15 protein-coding genes are annotated in these 16,244 nt (G+C 61.1%); 10 read left to right on the top strand and 5 right to left on the bottom strand.

Features of this window, described 5'->3' with window-relative positions:
- Complete coding sequence (locus FJW04_RS18045; RefSeq protein WP_140715711.1) at positions 1 to 750, bottom strand: gluconate 2-dehydrogenase subunit 3 family protein; 750 nt, start codon at positions 748 to 750, stop codon at positions 1 to 3.
- Between the two features lie 235 nt (positions 751 to 985).
- Between FJW04_RS18045 and FJW04_RS18040 the strand changes: the two genes are divergently transcribed.
- Entirely contained in the window at positions 986 to 2,203 is a 1,218-nt protein-coding gene (locus FJW04_RS18040; protein WP_140715709.1) for a cation:proton antiporter, read from the top strand.
- Positions 2,204 to 2,427: 224 nt separating this feature from the next.
- Here the strand turns inward: FJW04_RS18040 and FJW04_RS18035 are convergent, their stop codons facing one another.
- The 4 genes from FJW04_RS18035 to FJW04_RS18020 all read right to left on the bottom strand — a co-directional run bounded on the left by FJW04_RS18035 (position 2,428) and on the right by FJW04_RS18020 (position 7,315).
- The gene (locus tag FJW04_RS18035) at positions 2,428 to 3,126 is read right to left on the bottom strand and encodes an ABC transporter ATP-binding protein (protein WP_140715707.1); all 699 of its coding nucleotides are present in this window, start codon (positions 3,124 to 3,126) and stop codon (positions 2,428 to 2,430) included.
- The gene (locus FJW04_RS18030) at positions 3,123 to 4,973 is read right to left on the bottom strand and encodes a branched-chain amino acid ABC transporter ATP-binding protein/permease (RefSeq protein ID WP_140715705.1); all 1,851 of its coding nucleotides are present in this window, start codon (positions 4,971 to 4,973) and stop codon (positions 3,123 to 3,125) included. Before FJW04_RS18030 ends, FJW04_RS18035 begins: the two co-directional genes overlap by 4 nt.
- Before the next feature lie 10 nt (positions 4,974 to 4,983).
- Positions 4,984 to 5,859, bottom strand: coding sequence for a branched-chain amino acid ABC transporter permease (locus tag FJW04_RS18025; RefSeq protein ID WP_140715703.1), 876 nt, complete (start codon positions 5,857 to 5,859; stop codon positions 4,984 to 4,986).
- 145 nt (positions 5,860 to 6,004) lie between these two features.
- A complete protein-coding gene (locus tag FJW04_RS18020) occupies positions 6,005 to 7,315 on the bottom strand; it encodes a substrate-binding protein (protein ID WP_246673871.1) in 1,311 nt (436 codons plus the stop codon).
- A gap of 272 nt (positions 7,316 to 7,587) precedes the next feature.
- Between FJW04_RS18020 and FJW04_RS18015 the strand changes: the two genes are divergently transcribed.
- From FJW04_RS18015 to FJW04_RS17975, 9 genes are all read left to right on the top strand, one after another.
- Positions 7,588 to 8,301: a Crp/Fnr family transcriptional regulator gene (locus FJW04_RS18015; RefSeq protein WP_181172977.1), complete on the top strand. Its 714-nt coding sequence runs from the start codon at positions 7,588 to 7,590 to the stop codon at positions 8,299 to 8,301.
- Between the two features lie 229 nt (positions 8,302 to 8,530).
- Positions 8,531 to 9,325: a GntR family transcriptional regulator gene (locus FJW04_RS18010; protein WP_246673868.1), complete on the top strand. Its 795-nt coding sequence runs from the start codon at positions 8,531 to 8,533 to the stop codon at positions 9,323 to 9,325.
- 46 nt (positions 9,326 to 9,371) lie between these two features.
- A complete protein-coding gene (locus FJW04_RS18005; protein WP_140715697.1) occupies positions 9,372 to 10,358 on the top strand; it encodes a sialic acid TRAP transporter substrate-binding protein SiaP in 987 nt (328 codons plus the stop codon).
- A gap of 81 nt (positions 10,359 to 10,439) precedes the next feature.
- The gene (locus FJW04_RS18000; protein ID WP_140715695.1) at positions 10,440 to 10,991 is read left to right on the top strand and encodes a TRAP transporter small permease; all 552 of its coding nucleotides are present in this window, start codon (positions 10,440 to 10,442) and stop codon (positions 10,989 to 10,991) included.
- 12 nt (positions 10,992 to 11,003) lie between these two features.
- Positions 11,004 to 12,278 (top strand): TRAP transporter large permease, encoded by a 1,275-nt coding sequence (locus tag FJW04_RS17995; protein WP_140715694.1) that lies wholly within the window; start codon positions 11,004 to 11,006, stop codon positions 12,276 to 12,278.
- 181 nt (positions 12,279 to 12,459) lie between these two features.
- Positions 12,460 to 13,671 carry an amino acid ABC transporter substrate-binding protein gene (locus FJW04_RS17990; RefSeq protein WP_140715692.1) on the top strand — a complete coding sequence of 404 codons (1,212 nt, stop codon included), beginning with the start codon at positions 12,460 to 12,462 and terminating at the stop codon, positions 13,669 to 13,671.
- A gap of 29 nt (positions 13,672 to 13,700) precedes the next feature.
- Positions 13,701 to 14,564: a branched-chain amino acid ABC transporter permease gene (locus FJW04_RS17985; protein ID WP_140715690.1), complete on the top strand. Its 864-nt coding sequence runs from the start codon at positions 13,701 to 13,703 to the stop codon at positions 14,562 to 14,564.
- Complete coding sequence (locus FJW04_RS17980) at positions 14,561 to 15,508, top strand: branched-chain amino acid ABC transporter permease (RefSeq protein WP_140715688.1); 948 nt, start codon at positions 14,561 to 14,563, stop codon at positions 15,506 to 15,508. The genes FJW04_RS17985 and FJW04_RS17980 overlap by 4 nt, the downstream gene beginning before the upstream one ends.
- Positions 15,505 to 16,239, top strand: a complete 735-nt coding sequence (locus FJW04_RS17975; protein WP_140715686.1) for an ABC transporter ATP-binding protein — start codon at positions 15,505 to 15,507, stop codon at positions 16,237 to 16,239. Before FJW04_RS17980 ends, FJW04_RS17975 begins: the two co-directional genes overlap by 4 nt.
- Positions 16,240 to 16,244: the final 5 nt, after the last annotated feature.

Below are 16,244 nucleotides of genomic sequence, written 5' to 3'. Positions count from 1 at the left end.
CTATCCCTTGCTGTCCCAAGCGGGCCGGCCGCGAATACCGACAGGGGACTGATCGTAGCGGTCCCCGTGGCGGTCGACCCAGTCGAGATAATTGTAACGCGCACCCGGAAAGCCGAGCATCTTCCAGCCGGCCATGTCCTTGTTGCCGCCATAGATGGGATCGCTGAACATACCCTCCTTGGTGTTCAGCCACAGCATTTGAAAGAATGTCTTGGCATCGACGCCGCCGAGATCAAGCTTGCCCTTCTCAAGATCAGACAGAAGTGCATCCTGTGCTTCGGGCGCAAGCTCCGCGAAACGCTTGCCGCCTTGCGAAGCGACTGCATGCTGGTCAATCGCAGTGATCGCCGCGCGGTAGAGCGCGGAAGGCGTCATGCGCGATTGGTAGCCCTGCGTGTCCTCGCCCTTGTCCCAGGGGCCTTGCATGTACCAGCTGCCGCCGCGTCCATACGCGCCAGCGAGTTGGTGGTCGATGAACAGCGGCACACCACAGCCGCGGGCACCCGGGCCGAGAGCATCCTCAGGGATCAGCCTTTCGGTCGCGGCTTCGACAAAGGCGGCCTCGTCGGCGGTGAAGAATTTATAGTCAGCCGCATCGAGCGGGTTTGGCGCGTCCGCCTGATGTGGCAGCCACCTGTCACCGTCGCCGCCTTTGACGTCTCGCGCCGAAGCCGCCCCAATCGTGGCCGATGCCGTGACTGTCGCACCTGCCGTGAGAAACTTACGGCGGCTCAACAAGTTCGGCTTCATGGCGGAGATCCAGCAGCTGTGGGCTTATTTGACCCGCAACCCTCCCCATCCCGAAATGTTCCGCTTCTGACGCGTTTGTGATCGGGAACATGGTGGCGCGGCGTATCGGCCAGGGCGCATCCGGATCTGCTCTGGTCACATCTCCCCTTCGGATCACGCGAACTTCTTCGCACCGGCCGTTCCACTGGGGCCTTACGGCCCTATTTGTCCTGATCAGACCTTACCTGGGGCCGCCATGAACGATCTTCCAATCCTCACCCTGGGGATGATCCTGCTCACCGCTTCTTTGGTGGCGATGATCTCCCGACGGCTGCAACTTCCCTACAGCGTCGGGCTTGTTGCGGCAGGCATCGCCCTTGGCTTCATGCCCGGCGTTGTCGAACTTCCGCTCAGTCGGGATCTGATCTTCACGGTCTTTTTGCCGCCGCTGATCTTCCAGGCGGCCCTTGCGATTGAATGGCGTCATTTTCGCCTGAATCTGCCGGTCACGATTCTGCTCGCTTTTCCCGGGGTAGCAGTTGCCGCCGCAGTGGTTGCGGCTGGCATGCATTTGCTGCTGGGATGGACCTGGATCGGAGCCGGACTATTCGGCGTGCTGATAGCGGCGACCGATCCGGTGTCGGTTATCGCAGCCTTCAAGGAGATGAAGGTTCAGCCCCGTCTGGCTCTCCTTGTCGAATCGGAAAGTCTGCTTAACGATGGCGCGGCCGCGGTTGGCTTCGGCATCCTCGCGGCCATCGCGGCAGGCTCCGAAGCGACATCCCTGAGCATTGCTGCGTCGCTGTTGTGGACTGTCGCGGGTGGGATTGCCTCCGGCGCGGCCGTGGCAGCTGTGCTGCTTCTGATTGCCGGCCGAACCGAAGACCATCTTGTTGAAATAACCCTGACGACCATCGCGGCCTACGGTTCGTTTCTGCTTGCTGAGGACCTTGCCATGTCGGGCGTGCTGGCTACACTCACCGCAGGCTTGATCGTCGGCAACGTCGGATGGAAAGGCGCTATTTCCACCAATGCCAGAAGTCACGTTCTGGCGTTCTGGGAATACGCGGCCTTCCTGGCAAATTCTATCGTGTTCATCTTGATCGGCGGCCATGAAGCCCATCAGCCACTTGGGATATTCGCAGGCACCTCGGCGATCGCCATCATCCTGGTGCTGGTTGGCCGGACATTGGCTATCTATCCTTTCTGTGCCCTGCTTGCTGCGACGCCCCTGAAGGTGGATGCCAGCTATCAGCACATTCTGGTATGGGGCGGGCTGCGCGGTGCGCTCGCTCTGGCCCTGGCGCTTGCACTTCCTGAAAACGTCGCCGAGCGCAGTCAAATAATCGTTGTCGCGTTCGCGGTTGTTGCCTTCTCCATCTTTGTCCAGGGGCTGAGCATGCCGTGGCTTATCAGACGGATGGGGCTGACCGCCGAACGCGCGGGTTCGTCCACACCTGACCGGAGCCGGTGAGGAAGTCGAGGCCGTTCTCGGGTTCCGACTGCTCAGGCGCTGTGATGTCAGCAGGGCTGGAAAGCCATGCCACTCGGTTGCAGCTCGGGCTGCGCCGGACGCATGCCTGTCCACCAGATCGCCATGCACCGGGCGCAATGACGACGCGCTGCCCGCGTCGCGGGACCTGATCCCAGCCGCGTGCCCCCGCTTACGGGGCGACCAGGAACAGCACGTCGCCCGGGCTAAACACCGATGTAGCGTTGCAAGAGTTCGGGCTGCGCCTTGATCTCCGCGGCAGGGCCTTCGTGGACGATATGGCCGTTGTTGATGATGTAGACGCGCTTTGCCAGCGAAAGCGTTGCCGCCAGGTTCTGTTCGACAAGAACGAGGGTATGGCCGGCTTCGGCCAGGTCGCGGCAGGTGCGAACGAGATTCTGTACGATGACAGGTGCAAGGCCCTCGAACGGCTCGTCGAGCAGGACGATTTTTGGGTCGCGAACAAGAGCGCGGGCGATGGCCAGCATCTGCTGTTCGCCGCCCGAAAGATCGGTACCCCGGCTGCCGCGCCTTTCCTTCAGCCGCGGGAACATCTCGTATATGCGCTCGAGCGGCCAATTGTTGTCTGCGGTCAATCCAGCCAGGACGATGTTGTCTTCGACGCTCAAGCTGCCGAAGATGCGGCGATCCTCGTGGACCAGCTGCATTCCGCGTCGAGCTATGCTGTGTGCCTTCCTGCCCGCCAGTTCCTCACCATCGAGCTTGATACTGCCCGTTCGCGGCGTCACAACTCCCATCAGGCTCTTTAGCGTCGTCGACTTGCCGGCGCCGTTCCTCCCAAGCAGCGCGATCACCTCGTGCTTTTCAACCCGCAGCGATACGTCGAATAGAATATGGCTGTCACCGTAGTAGCTGTTCAGCCCGGCGACCTCGAGCAGGCTCATGCTAACTCCTCGTGGATCCCGCCGAGATAGGCTTCCTGCACCTTTGCATTGGCCTTGATCTCATCTGGTGACCCTTCCACGAGGACGCGGCCCTCCTGCAGCACGGTCACCCTTTCGACCAGTTCGAACAGCGCATCCATGTCGTGGTCGATGATGATCATCGTGCGGCCGCGCGCGACCGACTTCAGCAGTGCAACGGTTTCCACGCGCTCTCGTGGACTCATCCCCGCAAGTGGCTCGTCCAGCAGCAGCAGGCTGGGCGAGGTCGCCAGCGCCAAGCCAATCTCGAGCCGGCGTTTCTCACCATAGGCAAGTTCGGATACTGGGGTCTCGGGCCGGTGCGTGAGGTTCACCAGCGCCAGCGTGCGCTCCACCTGTTCTTCGAGGCCCGGGATTGCGCGGATGCTGCGGAAGAGATCGAGCCTGAATCTGCCGCGAAGCTCGCCCAAGGCGGCGATCGTAAGATTCTGCCTGACCGTCAGCCGATCAAAGAGCTGGTTGATCTGGTAGCTCTTCGTCAGCCCCAACTGGCATACATCCGCGACGCCCAAATTGGTGATGTCACGGCCCTGGAACAGGATCCTGCCGGATGTCGGCGTCACCTCTCGGGTGAGCATCTTGAAGAAGGTGCTCTTGCCGGCACCATTTGGACCGATGATGCCCCGCACCTCGCCGTGCTCTACGCTGAAGTCGATGTCGCTGTTGGCCAGCAGGCCCCCGTAACGCTTGCTCAACCCGATGGCGCGAAGGATCGGTCCGGCTGCGGAGTCTGTCGGGCGGTGTCTTGTCGGCATCAGCTGCGCGGTGGAGGGGAACCTAGAATGGTCGCTCGAGGGGAGTGCGTCTGACGGCTGTGCCGGCCGCGCGGCTTTCTTTCCGCCCGTGCCCCATTCATAGACGTCGACAATAGCGCCGACGATGCCTCGCCTGAGAAAACAGACGAGCAGCACGAAGACGATGCCAAGCACCAGCTTCCATATCGCCCCAAGATGCAGCGTGTTTTGGAAGAAGTCGCTCAGAAAGAGCCACACCGTGGCACCGACCAAGGGCCCGAACAGTGTTCCAGCGCCGCCGATTGCGGTCTGCATGACCAGCTGGCCGGAGGTGTCGAACATGAAGGCTTCGGGCGGCATGAAGCCCTGCATGACACCGAGCAGACCGCCGGCGAAGCCGGCATAAACGGCGGCAATCACGAAAGCGGCGTGTTTGTAGCGGTGGATGTCGTGGCCCAGCGCCCCGGCGCGTAGGGGGTTGTCCCGGATGGCCGAGAGGATCGCTCCGACGGGCGAGCGCACGATTCGCAACGCGATCATCAGGCCAACGAAATACCAGAAGGCCAGGAAGACATACATCGTTCGATCGGTATCGAATTCGAGTGTGGTGAAGCCAACGTCGAAACTCGGCGTCGGCACTCCGGGCAGGCCGTTTTCGCCACCCGTGTAAGCCGATAGCGGATTGAACTCGACGAAGAAGAACACCTCCGAAATCGCCACCGTGATCATCGCGAAATAGATGCCTGTCCGCTTCAGCGCGATCAATCCGACCAGATGACCAACGAGGCCGGCCACGATGGCGCCGATGCAGACGGACGCCAGCACGTGGGGGAAGTTCAACTCGGTCATTAGATAGGCCGCGAACATGCCGCCCGTGCCGAAAAAAGCGGACTGGCCGAACGAAAGCAGCCCGGTGTAGCCGAAGAGAATGTCGAATCCCAATCCGAACAGGCCCCAGATCAGAATGCGATTTATGGTCGCCGGCGCAAAGCCGAAATGCGGCAGCACGAATGGCGCTCCGACCAACGCGATCGCCGTCAGCACCTCGACCAGAAATGGTTTTTTGCTGTTCATGGCGCACCGGTCATTCACGGCCCGCCGTGCCGAACAGTCCGTACGGGCGAAGCACGAGTACGAGAGTCATCGCCACAAAAAGCATGACATAGGCGTAGCCCGGGTTGAACATCGAGGTGATGGAGATGATCTCGCCAGCGATCAGGCCCCCGACAACGGCACCCGGGAAAGATCCTACGCCGCCGATAACGACGACAACGAAAGTCTGCACCAGGATCGACTCGCCGACGTCCGGCGCGATCGACACCACTGGCGCGTTTACGATACCTGCAAAACCGGCCGCCATCGCCCCGATGCCGAACACCAGCGTGAAGATCTTGTAGACGTCTATGCCAAGCGAGCTGACCATCACAGAGTCCTCGATGCCGGCGCGCACGATCATGCCGACACGGGTGCGGTAGAGCACGAAGTAGAGCGCGAGCAGCGCAACGGCGACGATAGCCAGCAGAGCCAGGCGATACGTGGGATACATCATGAAACCGAGGGGGGTGATGCCGACCAGCGGCCCGGGCGGGGGCACGGTCTTCGACAGGCCGCCGAAAAAGAAGCGCACCGCCTCGACAAAGACGATGCCCAGTCCGAACGTGACGAGCAACTGATCCTCATAGGGTCGCGAATAGAAATGCCTGATGATGAGCTTCTCCATGAGGAGGCCGACCAGCATGACGAAGAGCGAACCGGCGACCACCGCAGCGACGAAAGAGCCGGTATAATCATAGGCGACGTAGCCGGCATACCCGCCAAGCATGAACATCGCGCCATGCGCCAGGTTGAGCACACCGAGTGTCCCGTAAATTATGGTCAAGCCGGAGGAAATGAGGGCCAGCAGGGCCCCCAGCACCAAGCCGTTGAAGCATTGCGATATAAAATTGGCCCAGTTGATCACGCTGCCGCCCACCGTCCGAGGTTAAGGAATAGTCCGTGCCGTCGCTGCCAGGACGAGCCATCCGGTAACGTTCGGGCCGCGGGTCGAAAGCGGAAGCGCCGGCTTTCTCCGCGCTCCATGCGCGGAAAAGGCGTCAGGGCGTACTTCAGGTATACTCGCCCAGCTGACAGCCGAACGCGTCGGGCTTCTGCATCAGACCTTCGCCGGGCACGATCTCGACGACGTCCCAGAAATCCTCCTCATTTTTCATGTCCTTGGCGGCCTTGCCACGAACGATGACGACGGGACGAATGAGCTGGTGATCCTCTGCACGGAATTTCACATCGCCGACCATCGATGGGAAGGTCTCGCCCTTCTCATACTGCTTGATTACGTCGGGTGGATAGAAACTTCCTGCTTCCGAGACCATGCGTGCCCAGATGGCGAATTGCATGTAGCCATTCTCGGCGCCCCATTCAGGCCGGTAGTTGTACTTCTTCTGGAAAGCATCGACGAAAGCCTTGGCCAGGGGGTACTGGTCTTGCATCGTCCACCAGAAATCGGTGGCCGCAAACACGCCTTCAGTCAGCTCCGCCCCGACTTCCTTGGCCAGGAATGGGATTTGGTACGGAATCACCATCTTCATGTTCGGCGTCAGGCCGAATTGCTTGGCCTGTTGTACCGACAGCACGGCGTCGCGGCCCCAGTTGACGTTGACGATAAACTCGGCGCCGGAATTGGCAATGTTGGTAAGATACTGGCTGAAGTCCTGGGTTCCGAGCGGCGACACCTGGTTCGTCACCATCTGCCAGCCGCCCTGCGAAGTCAGATAGTCATTGACCGACTTGGTGACGGTGTGGCCATAGGTATAGTCGGGCGTCATGAACGCGGCTTTCTTGCCCTTCCCAAAGTTCTTCAGCAGCACCGGACCGATGGCGTTGGCGCAGGTTTCGCCATAGACGCACTGACGGAAAGAGTAACGCGCGCAGTCCTTGCCCGTGGTGTCATTCGAGCCGGAGATGGCCACAAGGTAGAGGATCTTTTCGCGCTGGGCGAATTTGTTGAGTGCGACGGCGACCGCCGAGGACGTGGAGCCCGTCATGGCGACGATCTTCTTGTCGTTGATGAAAGTCTGCTGTTCCTGCACGGCGTTGTTCGGTTTGGCGGCTGAGTCGGCGACCACCAGTTCCACCTTCTTGCCCAGTACACCTTTCCCGATCTTAGGCGCGATCTGTTTGAGCAGATCGTTGCCTTCGTTGATGTGCTCGATCGCCAACTGCATGCCCTTGAGTTCATCCTCGCCCTGTACCGCATAGGCGCCCGTGCGTGGGACAGAAGCGCCGATATAGACGGTGTCTCCCTGCGAGCCTACAGGCCAGGTGCCGAGCGCAGGCTTGTCGTCGGCGGCAAAGGCCGGGCGTAGGAATGAAGCTGGCAGCATCATGCTGCCGGCCACGCCGGCGCCGGCCTGCAGCATGGTGCGCCGGGACAGGCCGGCCGATTTATGGTCGTTGAATTGCATTGCATGTTCCTCCCTTGGCCAAGCGCTTCTGGAGCACTCGTTGCTGCCCACGCTCGGGCAAAAATCGGATCGCATTGGCATTCGCAACCGCACGAGAGGTTCGGTCAATGCAACTTTGGTTGGATGATTTGGATCAATGATCTAGATTAACAAGCCACCGCAAATTGCATCGGCAGATGGAACTCTCACGGCTCGGACGCGGAATGCCCCTAAACGGTCACGCAGTGATGGCCAGACTAACGCAGGTCATGAAACTTGGGGCAGCTGACCTCGCCAGTCTTGAAGCCCTCTTCGAGCGAGACGTTACCGTCGGGAAGCGCGAGGAACTCGTCATCCACGGCTCGCCCTTCCGCAGCTTGTGCTTTGTCAAAGACGGATATGCAATTCGCTACAGGGTGCTGCGAAACGGAAGGCGTCAAATCCTCAAGCTCATCCTGCCGGGTGACGTCATCGGATTTCCCGTGAGCTTCTTCGATCGATCCACCTATACCGTCGTGGCGCTCACTGAAATGACCTGCACGGTCTGTTCGCTCGAGTCCTATATCCGCCTGTGCTACGAGCAACCGCAATTCGGGCTTGTTCTGAGTTGGCTCGCCGCGCAGGAAGCGGCAGGCTATGCCGAGCATATCGTCAACATTGGCCGGCGCAGGCCAATCGAGCGCTTGGCCCACCTCCTGCTCGAACTGCATGAACGCCTTTCGCAGGTCGGACGTGCCACCGAAACTCGCTTTGATCTCCCTTTCTCGCAGGAGATCATGGCCGACGCCCTAGGGCTGAGTGTGCCGCATCTCAACCGCGTCATGCAGCAGTTACGCGTGCAACGACTGATTACGACCGAGGCACGTCGCATCGAATTGACGGACGCCACCGCTCTGCAAACCCTGGCCCAGTATGAACCGCTAGGCCTCGCCCCGATCGACCTGCCGGATCGTCTGCGCTGAGTGCTGGCTGCCTTCTTCAGGGCAAGTCGCCAGGCATGTGGATGGACACGCGAGGGCCGGAACCGAGCGATACGAATTGCGTCGCGCAAGCAGCTCCCTCCGGTTGACCTGTTTGTCGTGGGCCAGGCGCTTGGCACGGTCGCACTAGTACGACCTGGGCTGCCTACAGGCCTTGTATGTTAGATATGTCAGGGCGTATGATCGTGTTCGAGAAACTGGGCAGGATGGTTTGACGGACGAAACGACAACGCTGCTTTCCGCCGCAACCCCGCCGCCACGTGACGGTGCGGGTCGCAACGCTTTCGGCTTTTCCGGCAGCGCGCAGAAGATTGCGACTCTCGTTCATCGACGCCTGCGCGACGACATCCTCTCGCTTGCGCTCAAGCCCGGGACGGTCGTTTCGGAAAATGAGCTTTCGACTGTCTACGGCATCGGGCGAACGCCGGTCCGGGAAGCACTGTTGCGCCTATCCGACGAAGGCCTGGTCGAAGTTGTGCCGAAGTCGGGGACGCGGGTTACGCGGATTCCGGCGTCACGGCTGCCTGAAGCTATCCTGGTGCGCAAATCGCTGGAAGACATCACCACCCGGGCCGCCGCCGAATGCGCCAGCATCAGCGATCTTATGGGCTTGCGCATGCTGATCCAGCGCCAGCGGGAGGCCGCCGAACAGGCAAATGAAGCCGCCTTCCATGCCGCGGACGAGGCTTTCCATGCACAGATCGCGCGGGCGGCAGGTTATCCCGGTATCTGGGTGCTGGTCCAGCAGGTGAAGGCGCAGGTTGACCGCTATCGCCGCCTTACCTTGCCGCAGAAGGGGCGCATGGCGCGCGTCCAGAAGGATCATGAGGCCGTGCTGGCCGGACTTGAAGCGCGTGATTGCGCCGCCGCCGCCGCGGCCATGGCCGCGCATATCGACCAGCTGAGGCTCGATATCGGGGCGATCCGAAGTCTCTATCCGAACTATTTCACAGACGAGACCGATGCCGACCGCAGGTCGGACATGAGGGAGGGCAGCGGCCGATAGGCGAGGGTGTCCGCACCGAATTTGTTGAACACAGGGAGGAACCGTCATGATCACCAGACTTTTCAGGCTGGCCGTCGCCGCTTTCGCGGTGCTTTCGGCATTTGCCATCGGGCCGGCATCGGCCCAAACGGTGCTGAAATGGGCGCATGTCTACGAGACCGGCGAGCCCTATCACATCCAGGCCCTATGGGCCGCCGACGAAATCGCCAAACGCACGGACGGCCGATACAAGATCGAGGTATTCCCGGCCTCGCAGCTGGGCAACGAAAACCAGATAAACGAGGCGCTGACGCTTGGCACGGTCGACATGATCTACACTGGCGTCGCCTTCGCCGGCTCGATCTACGGTCCGCTGTCGATGACCAATGCCCCGTTCATCCTGCGGGATTTCAACCACTGGAAAGCCTATCGCGATTCATCGCTCTTCCAGGATCTGGCCAAGGGCTATGACGACAAGACCGGACACCACATCGTTTCCCTGACCTACTATGGCCAGCGCGACGTGACCGCCAACAAGGAGATCAAGGAACCGGAGGACATGAAGGGCATGAAACTGCGCGTACCCCCGGCGCCCTTGTTTAAGATGTTCACCAAGTCGGTCGGCGCCAACGCCACGCCGATCGCGTTTTCCGAGGTCTATCTCGCTCTGCAACAAGGCACGGTCGATGGCCAGGAAAATCCGCTGCCGACCATCATGGCCAAGAAGTTCTATGAAGTGCAGAGTCACATCATGCTGACCGGCCACATCACCGAATCGTTGGTCACCATCGTCGGCGGTCATGTCTGGAGCGCGATGAGCGAGGAGGACAAGAAAATCTTCACCGACGTGCTGAAGGAAGCTGCCTCGCGCTGCACCGACCAGATCCGCACCAAGGAAAGCGAGCTCGCCGGCAAGTTCCGCGCTATGGGCAAGACGGTCGTCGACGTCGATCGCCAGGCCTTCATCAAGGCGGCGCGGCCGCTGCACAATGATCCCGACTCCGGCGCTGTCTGGACGAAGGAGCAGTACGACGCTTTGCAGGCCCTCAAATAGTCGCCGATCCCTCCCCAGGGGGAGGCCTCGCCTCCCGGTCTGCTATCCGCGAAGCTGCGGGCCAGGAATAGGGAAACCGCTATGACGCAAAACAGCCTGGGCGACGCGGCGCGCATTCGCGTCTCCGAAGAGGCGCCCGATCCTCCAATCGAGCATCATGTCGAGGACTGGCTTGCCTTCGCCATCTTCTGGGGCATGGCGATCATCGTCTTCCTGCAGTTCTTCACGCGCTATGTGCTCAACAATTCGCTGGCCTGGACCGAGGAGATCGCCCGCTATCTCCTGATGATCATCACCTTTGTCGGCGCCGCGATCGCCATGCGGCGCGGCACCCACATCAGCGTCGAGGTGGCGCATATGTTTCTGCCCGCACCGGCCGTACGCGTTTTGAACTTCATCATCGACGTGCTGGTGATCGGCTTCGTGGGGCTGTTGTGCTGGTTCTCCATAGCGATCACACGGCTCATGCAAATCCAGACCATGACCGTGTTTCCATGGCCGATGAGCATCGTCTATGGCGGCATCGCCATCGGTTGTTTCCTGATGCTGTGGCGCGCGGCGGGGCGCTTCCTCGCCGGCGCCAGGCGCGGCTGGCGTCCTGATCCGAGCCGCACAGAACTGATCATCGATTGAGGCCGGACAAAAATGTGGCTCCTGTTCCTAGCGTTTTTCGCCCTGCTGCTGATCGGTGCGCCGATCTTCCTTGCCCTGGGCGGCGCCTCTCTGGTCGACACCGTGTTCTTGTCCAACATCCCCGACTTCGTGGTGCTGCATCGCATGGCCGGCGGCGTCGATTCCTTTCCGTTGCTGGCGGTGCCATTCTTCATCCTCGCCGGCAATCTCATGAACACGGCTGGTATCACGAACCGCATCTTCGACTTCGCCGCCTCCGCCGTGGGCTGGCTGCGCGGCGGGCTTGGGCATGTCAACGTCGTCGCCTCGATCATCTTTGCCGGCATGTCGGGAACCGCCGTGGCCGACGCCGGAGGGCTCGGCAACATCGAAATCAAGGCGATGCGCGACCACGGCTACGACCATGAATTCTCGGTCGGCATCACGGCCGCATCCTCCACCATCGGACCGATCATCCCGCCTTCGCTGCCAATGGTGGTGTTCGGCGTGATGGCCAACGTTTCGATCGGTCAGCTTTTCACGGCAGGGATCATACCCGGCCTCGTGGTAGCAGCAGCACTGATGCTCTACGTAAGTTGGTATGCTCGACGCAACGGCCTGGGCCACGACCAGTCGTTCCGCTGGCGCGCGCTTGGGCGTGATTTCATTCGCGCTATTCCCGCATTGCTGACCCCCGTCATCATCATCGGTGGCATGACCACCGGCGCCTTCACACCGACCGAAGCGGCCGTCGCTGCTTGTGCCTGGGCGCTGTTCCTCGGAATTTTCCTTTACCGGTCGCTCACCTTCCGCCAGTTCTACCGCATCACGCTGGAGACCATAGAGACGACCGCAAGCGTGCTCATCATCGTCGGCGGCGCCTCCCTGTTCGGCTGGGTGCTGACCACCACACGGGTGACGGAACATGTAGCCGCCGGGTTGCTCTCGATCACCGACAACCCGCTGCTGCTGCTGCTGATCATCAACATTATCCTGCTGGTCGTCGGCTGCTTCATGGAGACCATCGCCGCGATTTCGATCCTGGTGCCGATCCTGATGCCGGTGGTCAATCAGGTCGGTATCGACCCGGTCCAGTTCGGGGTGGTCATGGTACTCAACCTCATGATCGGTCTGCTGACTCCGCCTGTCGGCATGGTGCTGTTCGTTCTGTCGCGCGTCGGCAAACTGTCCTTCGACCGCACGGTCATGGCGGTGCTGCCGTTTCTCATCCCGCTGCTGATCGTTCTGGTGCTGGTTTCGGTGATCCCGCAACTGACGCTTTGGTTGCCGACGATGTGGTACCGGTGACCTGTCACTGGGGCGTTGCCTTGCACGAATGTCGCAGCACCCCTCTTGCCCTGGAGCCTCCAAACTCCAGCTTTCAAGGATACCCAGTGGCTGAACAGATTTGGTTGAGGAGACCCGTTCCATTCGACAGCCTGCCGCTGGTAGCCGGTGGCGCGGCAAAGACGCTTAGGGAGGAGAAATCATGTCAAACAAAATGCTTCATCTGGCCGGCGCGTTGCTGGCCGGCGCGGCCTTCGGATTTTCATCGGGCGCGGCATGCGCGGACGACATCGTGCTTGGCGCATCGGTGCAACTGACCGGCGCCTCAGCCAATACAGGCCGCTATTACAAGGATGCCTACGAGTTCGCGATCGACAAGATCAACGCCGCCGGCGGCGTCACGGTGGGCGGCGAGAAGCACAAGCTGGCGCTGAAAATCTACGACAACCAGTCGGACGTTAATTTGAGCGTGCGGCAGTACACGCAGTTGGTCTCGCAGGACAAGGTCGCCCTGCTGCTCGGGCCGTTCGCGTCGAACTTCGCGCTGGCCGATTCCGCCGTGTCGGAGAAATATCAAGTTCCCATGGTGCAAGGCGGCGGCGCGTCGGACCAGATCTTCTCGCGCAAGTTCAAATACATATTCGGCACGCTGGCACCTGCGAGCAACTATTTCGGCTCGACGGTCAAGATGCTTGGCGAACTCGATCCCGCACCCAAGTCCGTCGCCTTGCTCTATGCCGACGATGCTTTCGACGTCTCGGTCGCGGATGGCACGCGGCCCTTGTTGAAGCAGGCTGGGCTGACGATCGCCATGGACGAGAAATACAGTTCCAATGCCAGTGACTTCAATTCGCTGCTGTCTCAGATCAAGAGCAATGGCGCGGAGGTGGTTCTGGTCGCCGGCCACGAAACCGAAATCCTCAATTTCGTCCGCCAGGCAAAAAGCCTGGCCGTCGCCCCAAAGCTCTATTCCTTCACCGTCGGTGTGCCGAGCGAGGATTTCCGCAAGGCGCTCGGTGCGGACGCAGACTATGCCTTCGGCATGACTGCCTGGCTGCCGTCGGCGGAGCTGAAGGACAAATGGTTCGGCGATGCTGCTGCCTTCGCCAAGGCTTACAAGGCGAAATATCACTATGATCCCGATTACCATGCCGCCTCGGGTGCGGCCGACGTCGAGGCATTGGCGCAGGCGATCGAGGATGCCGGCGGCATCGATGCCGCCAAGGTCCGTGATGCGCTGGCCAAACTCAACCTCGACAGCCTCTATGGCAAGATCGCCTTCGCCGAAAACGGTCAGATCGACCTGCCTCAGACGGTTATCCAGGTGCAGGGCACGGACCTCAAGCCGATCTATGGCGCGAAGGGTTTCATAGAGAAGCCGAAATACCCGATGCCGGCTTGGGACAAACGCTGACGCTGTAAAGGCAAGTTGGGGAGACCGGGATGGATCTGCTTGCGCAAATCCTGATCAACGGCATCCTGCTTGGCGGGCTCTACGCCGTCATGGCGCTCGGGCTCGCCCTTGTCTGGGGCGTGCTCAACATCGTCAATCTGGCACACGGCGCCTTCATCATGCTTGGAGCCTATTTGTCCTGGCATCTCTACACCTATCTCGGCATCGACCCGTTCCTCGGCCTGCCGATTACCGCCATAATCATGTTCGCGCTCGGCTATGGGGTGCAGCGCGGGTTACTCAACCTGGTGGCGCGCGGGCCGATGTTCAACACGCTGCTCATAACCTTCGGGCTGGAGGTGGTGCTGACCTATCTGGCGCAGCTTGCCTTCTCCGCCGATTTCCGCACCATCAACCCGCCCTACGCCGGCAACAGCATCTCCCTCGGCCCGATCGTGCTGCCGCAGGCCCGGCTGATGGCGTTCGGCGTGGCCATCGTGCTGACCCTTGCCATGTGGGCTTTCCTGCTGCGCTCCAAGCTTGGCCGCGCCATTCGCGCTACCGCTCAGAACCTCGTGGCGGCAAGGCTTTACGGCGTCGAGCCGCGTCATCTCTACGCGGTGACCTTCGGCATTGGCATTGGACTTGCAGGTGCTGCCGGCGGGCTTTACGGCACGGTTTCGCAGATCAATCCCTATGTCGGCGCGGCATTGACCGCCAAATCCTTCGCCATCGCCATCATCGGCGGACTGGACAACCCCTTAGGTGTGTTGGTCGGAGGGCTGTTCCTCGGCACGATCGAGTCACTGGCGGTGCTCTATATCGGCGCGACCTTCGCCGACGTGGCAAGTTTCGGCGTACTGGTTGCCGTGTTGATTGCGCGGCCGAGCGGACTGCTGGGCAAGACCGCATGACCGCTCTGCGCATAGTCGTCGCTTTGGTCGTGGTCGCGGCGCTCGCGGCCGTGCCGTGGTTCGGCTCGGACGTGCTGATCCAGTTCGGTATCAACGCGCTGCTGTTGGGGGTTCTGGCGCAAGGCTGGAACATCATCGGCGGCTATGCCGGTTATGCCTCTTTCGGCAATTCGGTGTTTTACGGCCTCGGCAGCTACGGCGTCGCCATCGCCATGGTGCAGTGGCAGTTGCCTTTCGCCGTCGGGCTGGTATTCGGCGTCGCCTTGGCGGTCGCCTTTGCCTTTCTGCTTGGCCTTCCGGTGCTGAGGTTGAAGGGGCATTATTTTGCGATCGCCACCCTGGCGCTGGCGCAAGTCATGATCGCCATTGTGTCCAACATCGGACTGGCCGGCCAGAACATCGGCCTCGTGCTGCCGCCGCTCAACAACGACCTGCTGTTCTATGAGCTGGCTCTCGGGCTGCTGGTGCTGGCGACCCTGACGATTTTGTGGCTGACGCGAAGCCGCTTCGGCTTCGGGCTGATCGCCATCCGGGAGAACGAGGAGGGTGCCGCCGTGATGGGCGTCAACACGACGCTCTACAAGGTGCTGGCCTTCGCCCTGTCCGGCGTTTTCACCGCTCTCGCTGGCGGCATTCACGCCTATTGGATCACCTTCCTCGATCCCGAAAGCGCTTTCGATATCAGCCTCAACGTGAAGATGATCATCATGGCGGTCTTCGGCGGGCCCGGCACCGTCCTCGGGCCTGTCGTCGGCGCGTTCACTCTGTCTGCGATCTCGGAGTTCCTGTCGAGCGAGGTCACCAGCCTCGCCGGCCTGTTCTTCGGTATCGTTGTCGTGGTCGCCGTGGTGCTGATGCCGCGCGGGCTGGCAGATGTGGTGCGTCGTTTCCGCAAATCGGGATGGCGCTATTTCATTGAAAATGTGCGGGCCCACCGCATATGAGCCCGATCCTTCAAATCAGCCACGTGACACGCCGCTTCGCGGGGCTGATCGCCGTCAACGATGTCTCCTTCACGCTCGACGAAGGCGAGATCCTCGGGGTTATCGGGCCTAATGGCGCCGGCAAGACGACACTGGTCAGCCTGATCAGCGGCACGCTGGCGCCCAGCTCGGGCGACATTGTTTTCGCCGGGCAATCGATCACAGGACTGCCTGCCTATCGACGCGCGCGCCTTGGCATTGGCCGAACCTTCCAGATTATGCGCCCCTTCCCCGGCCTGTCGGTGCTGGACAATGTAGCTGTTGGCGCGCTGTTCGGCCATGGCGGCGGCGAAGCCGATCTCGACCGTGCACGCGAAAAGGCCCGTGGCTACCTCGATTTCGTCGGACTTGGCAAATCGGCCGATCAACGCGCTGACGAGCTTGGCGGTCCAGGACGCAAAAGGCTGGAACTCGCCAAGGCGCTCGCCATGGAGCCGAAGCTTCTGTTATGCGACGAAGTGATGGCGGGATTGAACCATGTCGAGATCGAGGAGGTGATCGACGTCATCCGCAAGGTGCGCGACCGAGGTATCTCCATTCTGGTGATCGAACACGTCATCAAGGCGATCAAGAGCCTCTCTGACCGGCTGTTGGTGCTGCACCATGGCGAAAAGATCGCCGACGGCGCGCCGGATGCGGTGCTCTCCGACAAAACGGTGGTAGAGGCCTACCTTGGCAAGAGGCGCGCATGAATGCC

This window comes from Mesorhizobium sp. B2-7-3, assembly GCF_006440715.1.
Taxonomy (GTDB): domain Bacteria; phylum Pseudomonadota; class Alphaproteobacteria; order Rhizobiales; family Rhizobiaceae; genus Mesorhizobium; species Mesorhizobium australicum.
Note: the sequence above shows the minus strand (reverse complement) of the source record. Positions and strands in the feature narration are given on the sequence as shown.

Bases quoted from the DNA above. Each gene is read 5' to 3' on its own strand.
- FJW04_RS18005 (WP_140715697.1), top strand. From the start codon at position 9,372: ATGATCACCAGACTTTTCAGGCTGGCCGTCGCCGCTTTCGCGGTGCTT.
- FJW04_RS18030 (WP_140715705.1), bottom strand. From the start codon at position 4,973: ATGAACAGCAAAAAACCATTTCTGGTCGAGGTGCTGACGGCGATCGCG.
- FJW04_RS18000 (WP_140715695.1), top strand. From the start codon at position 10,440: ATGACGCAAAACAGCCTGGGCGACGCGGCGCGCATTCGCGTCTCCGAA.
- FJW04_RS17985 (WP_140715690.1), top strand. From the start codon at position 13,701: ATGGATCTGCTTGCGCAAATCCTGATCAACGGCATCCTGCTTGGCGGG.
- FJW04_RS18040 (WP_140715709.1), top strand. From the start codon at position 986: ATGAACGATCTTCCAATCCTCACCCTGGGGATGATCCTGCTCACCGCT.
- FJW04_RS17980 (WP_140715688.1), top strand. From the start codon at position 14,561: ATGACCGCTCTGCGCATAGTCGTCGCTTTGGTCGTGGTCGCGGCGCTC.
- FJW04_RS17975 (WP_140715686.1), top strand. From the start codon at position 15,505: ATGAGCCCGATCCTTCAAATCAGCCACGTGACACGCCGCTTCGCGGGG.
- FJW04_RS17995 (WP_140715694.1), top strand. From the start codon at position 11,004: ATGTGGCTCCTGTTCCTAGCGTTTTTCGCCCTGCTGCTGATCGGTGCG.
- FJW04_RS18035 (WP_140715707.1), bottom strand. From the start codon at position 3,126: ATGAGCCTGCTCGAGGTCGCCGGGCTGAACAGCTACTACGGTGACAGC.
- FJW04_RS18045 (WP_140715711.1), bottom strand. From the start codon at position 750: ATGAAGCCGAACTTGTTGAGCCGCCGTAAGTTTCTCACGGCAGGTGCG.
- FJW04_RS18015 (WP_181172977.1), top strand. From the start codon at position 7,588: ATGGCCAGACTAACGCAGGTCATGAAACTTGGGGCAGCTGACCTCGCC.
- FJW04_RS18020 (WP_246673871.1), bottom strand. From the start codon at position 7,315: ATGCTGCAGGCCGGCGCCGGCGTGGCCGGCAGCATGATGCTGCCAGCT.
- FJW04_RS17990 (WP_140715692.1), top strand. From the start codon at position 12,460: ATGTCAAACAAAATGCTTCATCTGGCCGGCGCGTTGCTGGCCGGCGCG.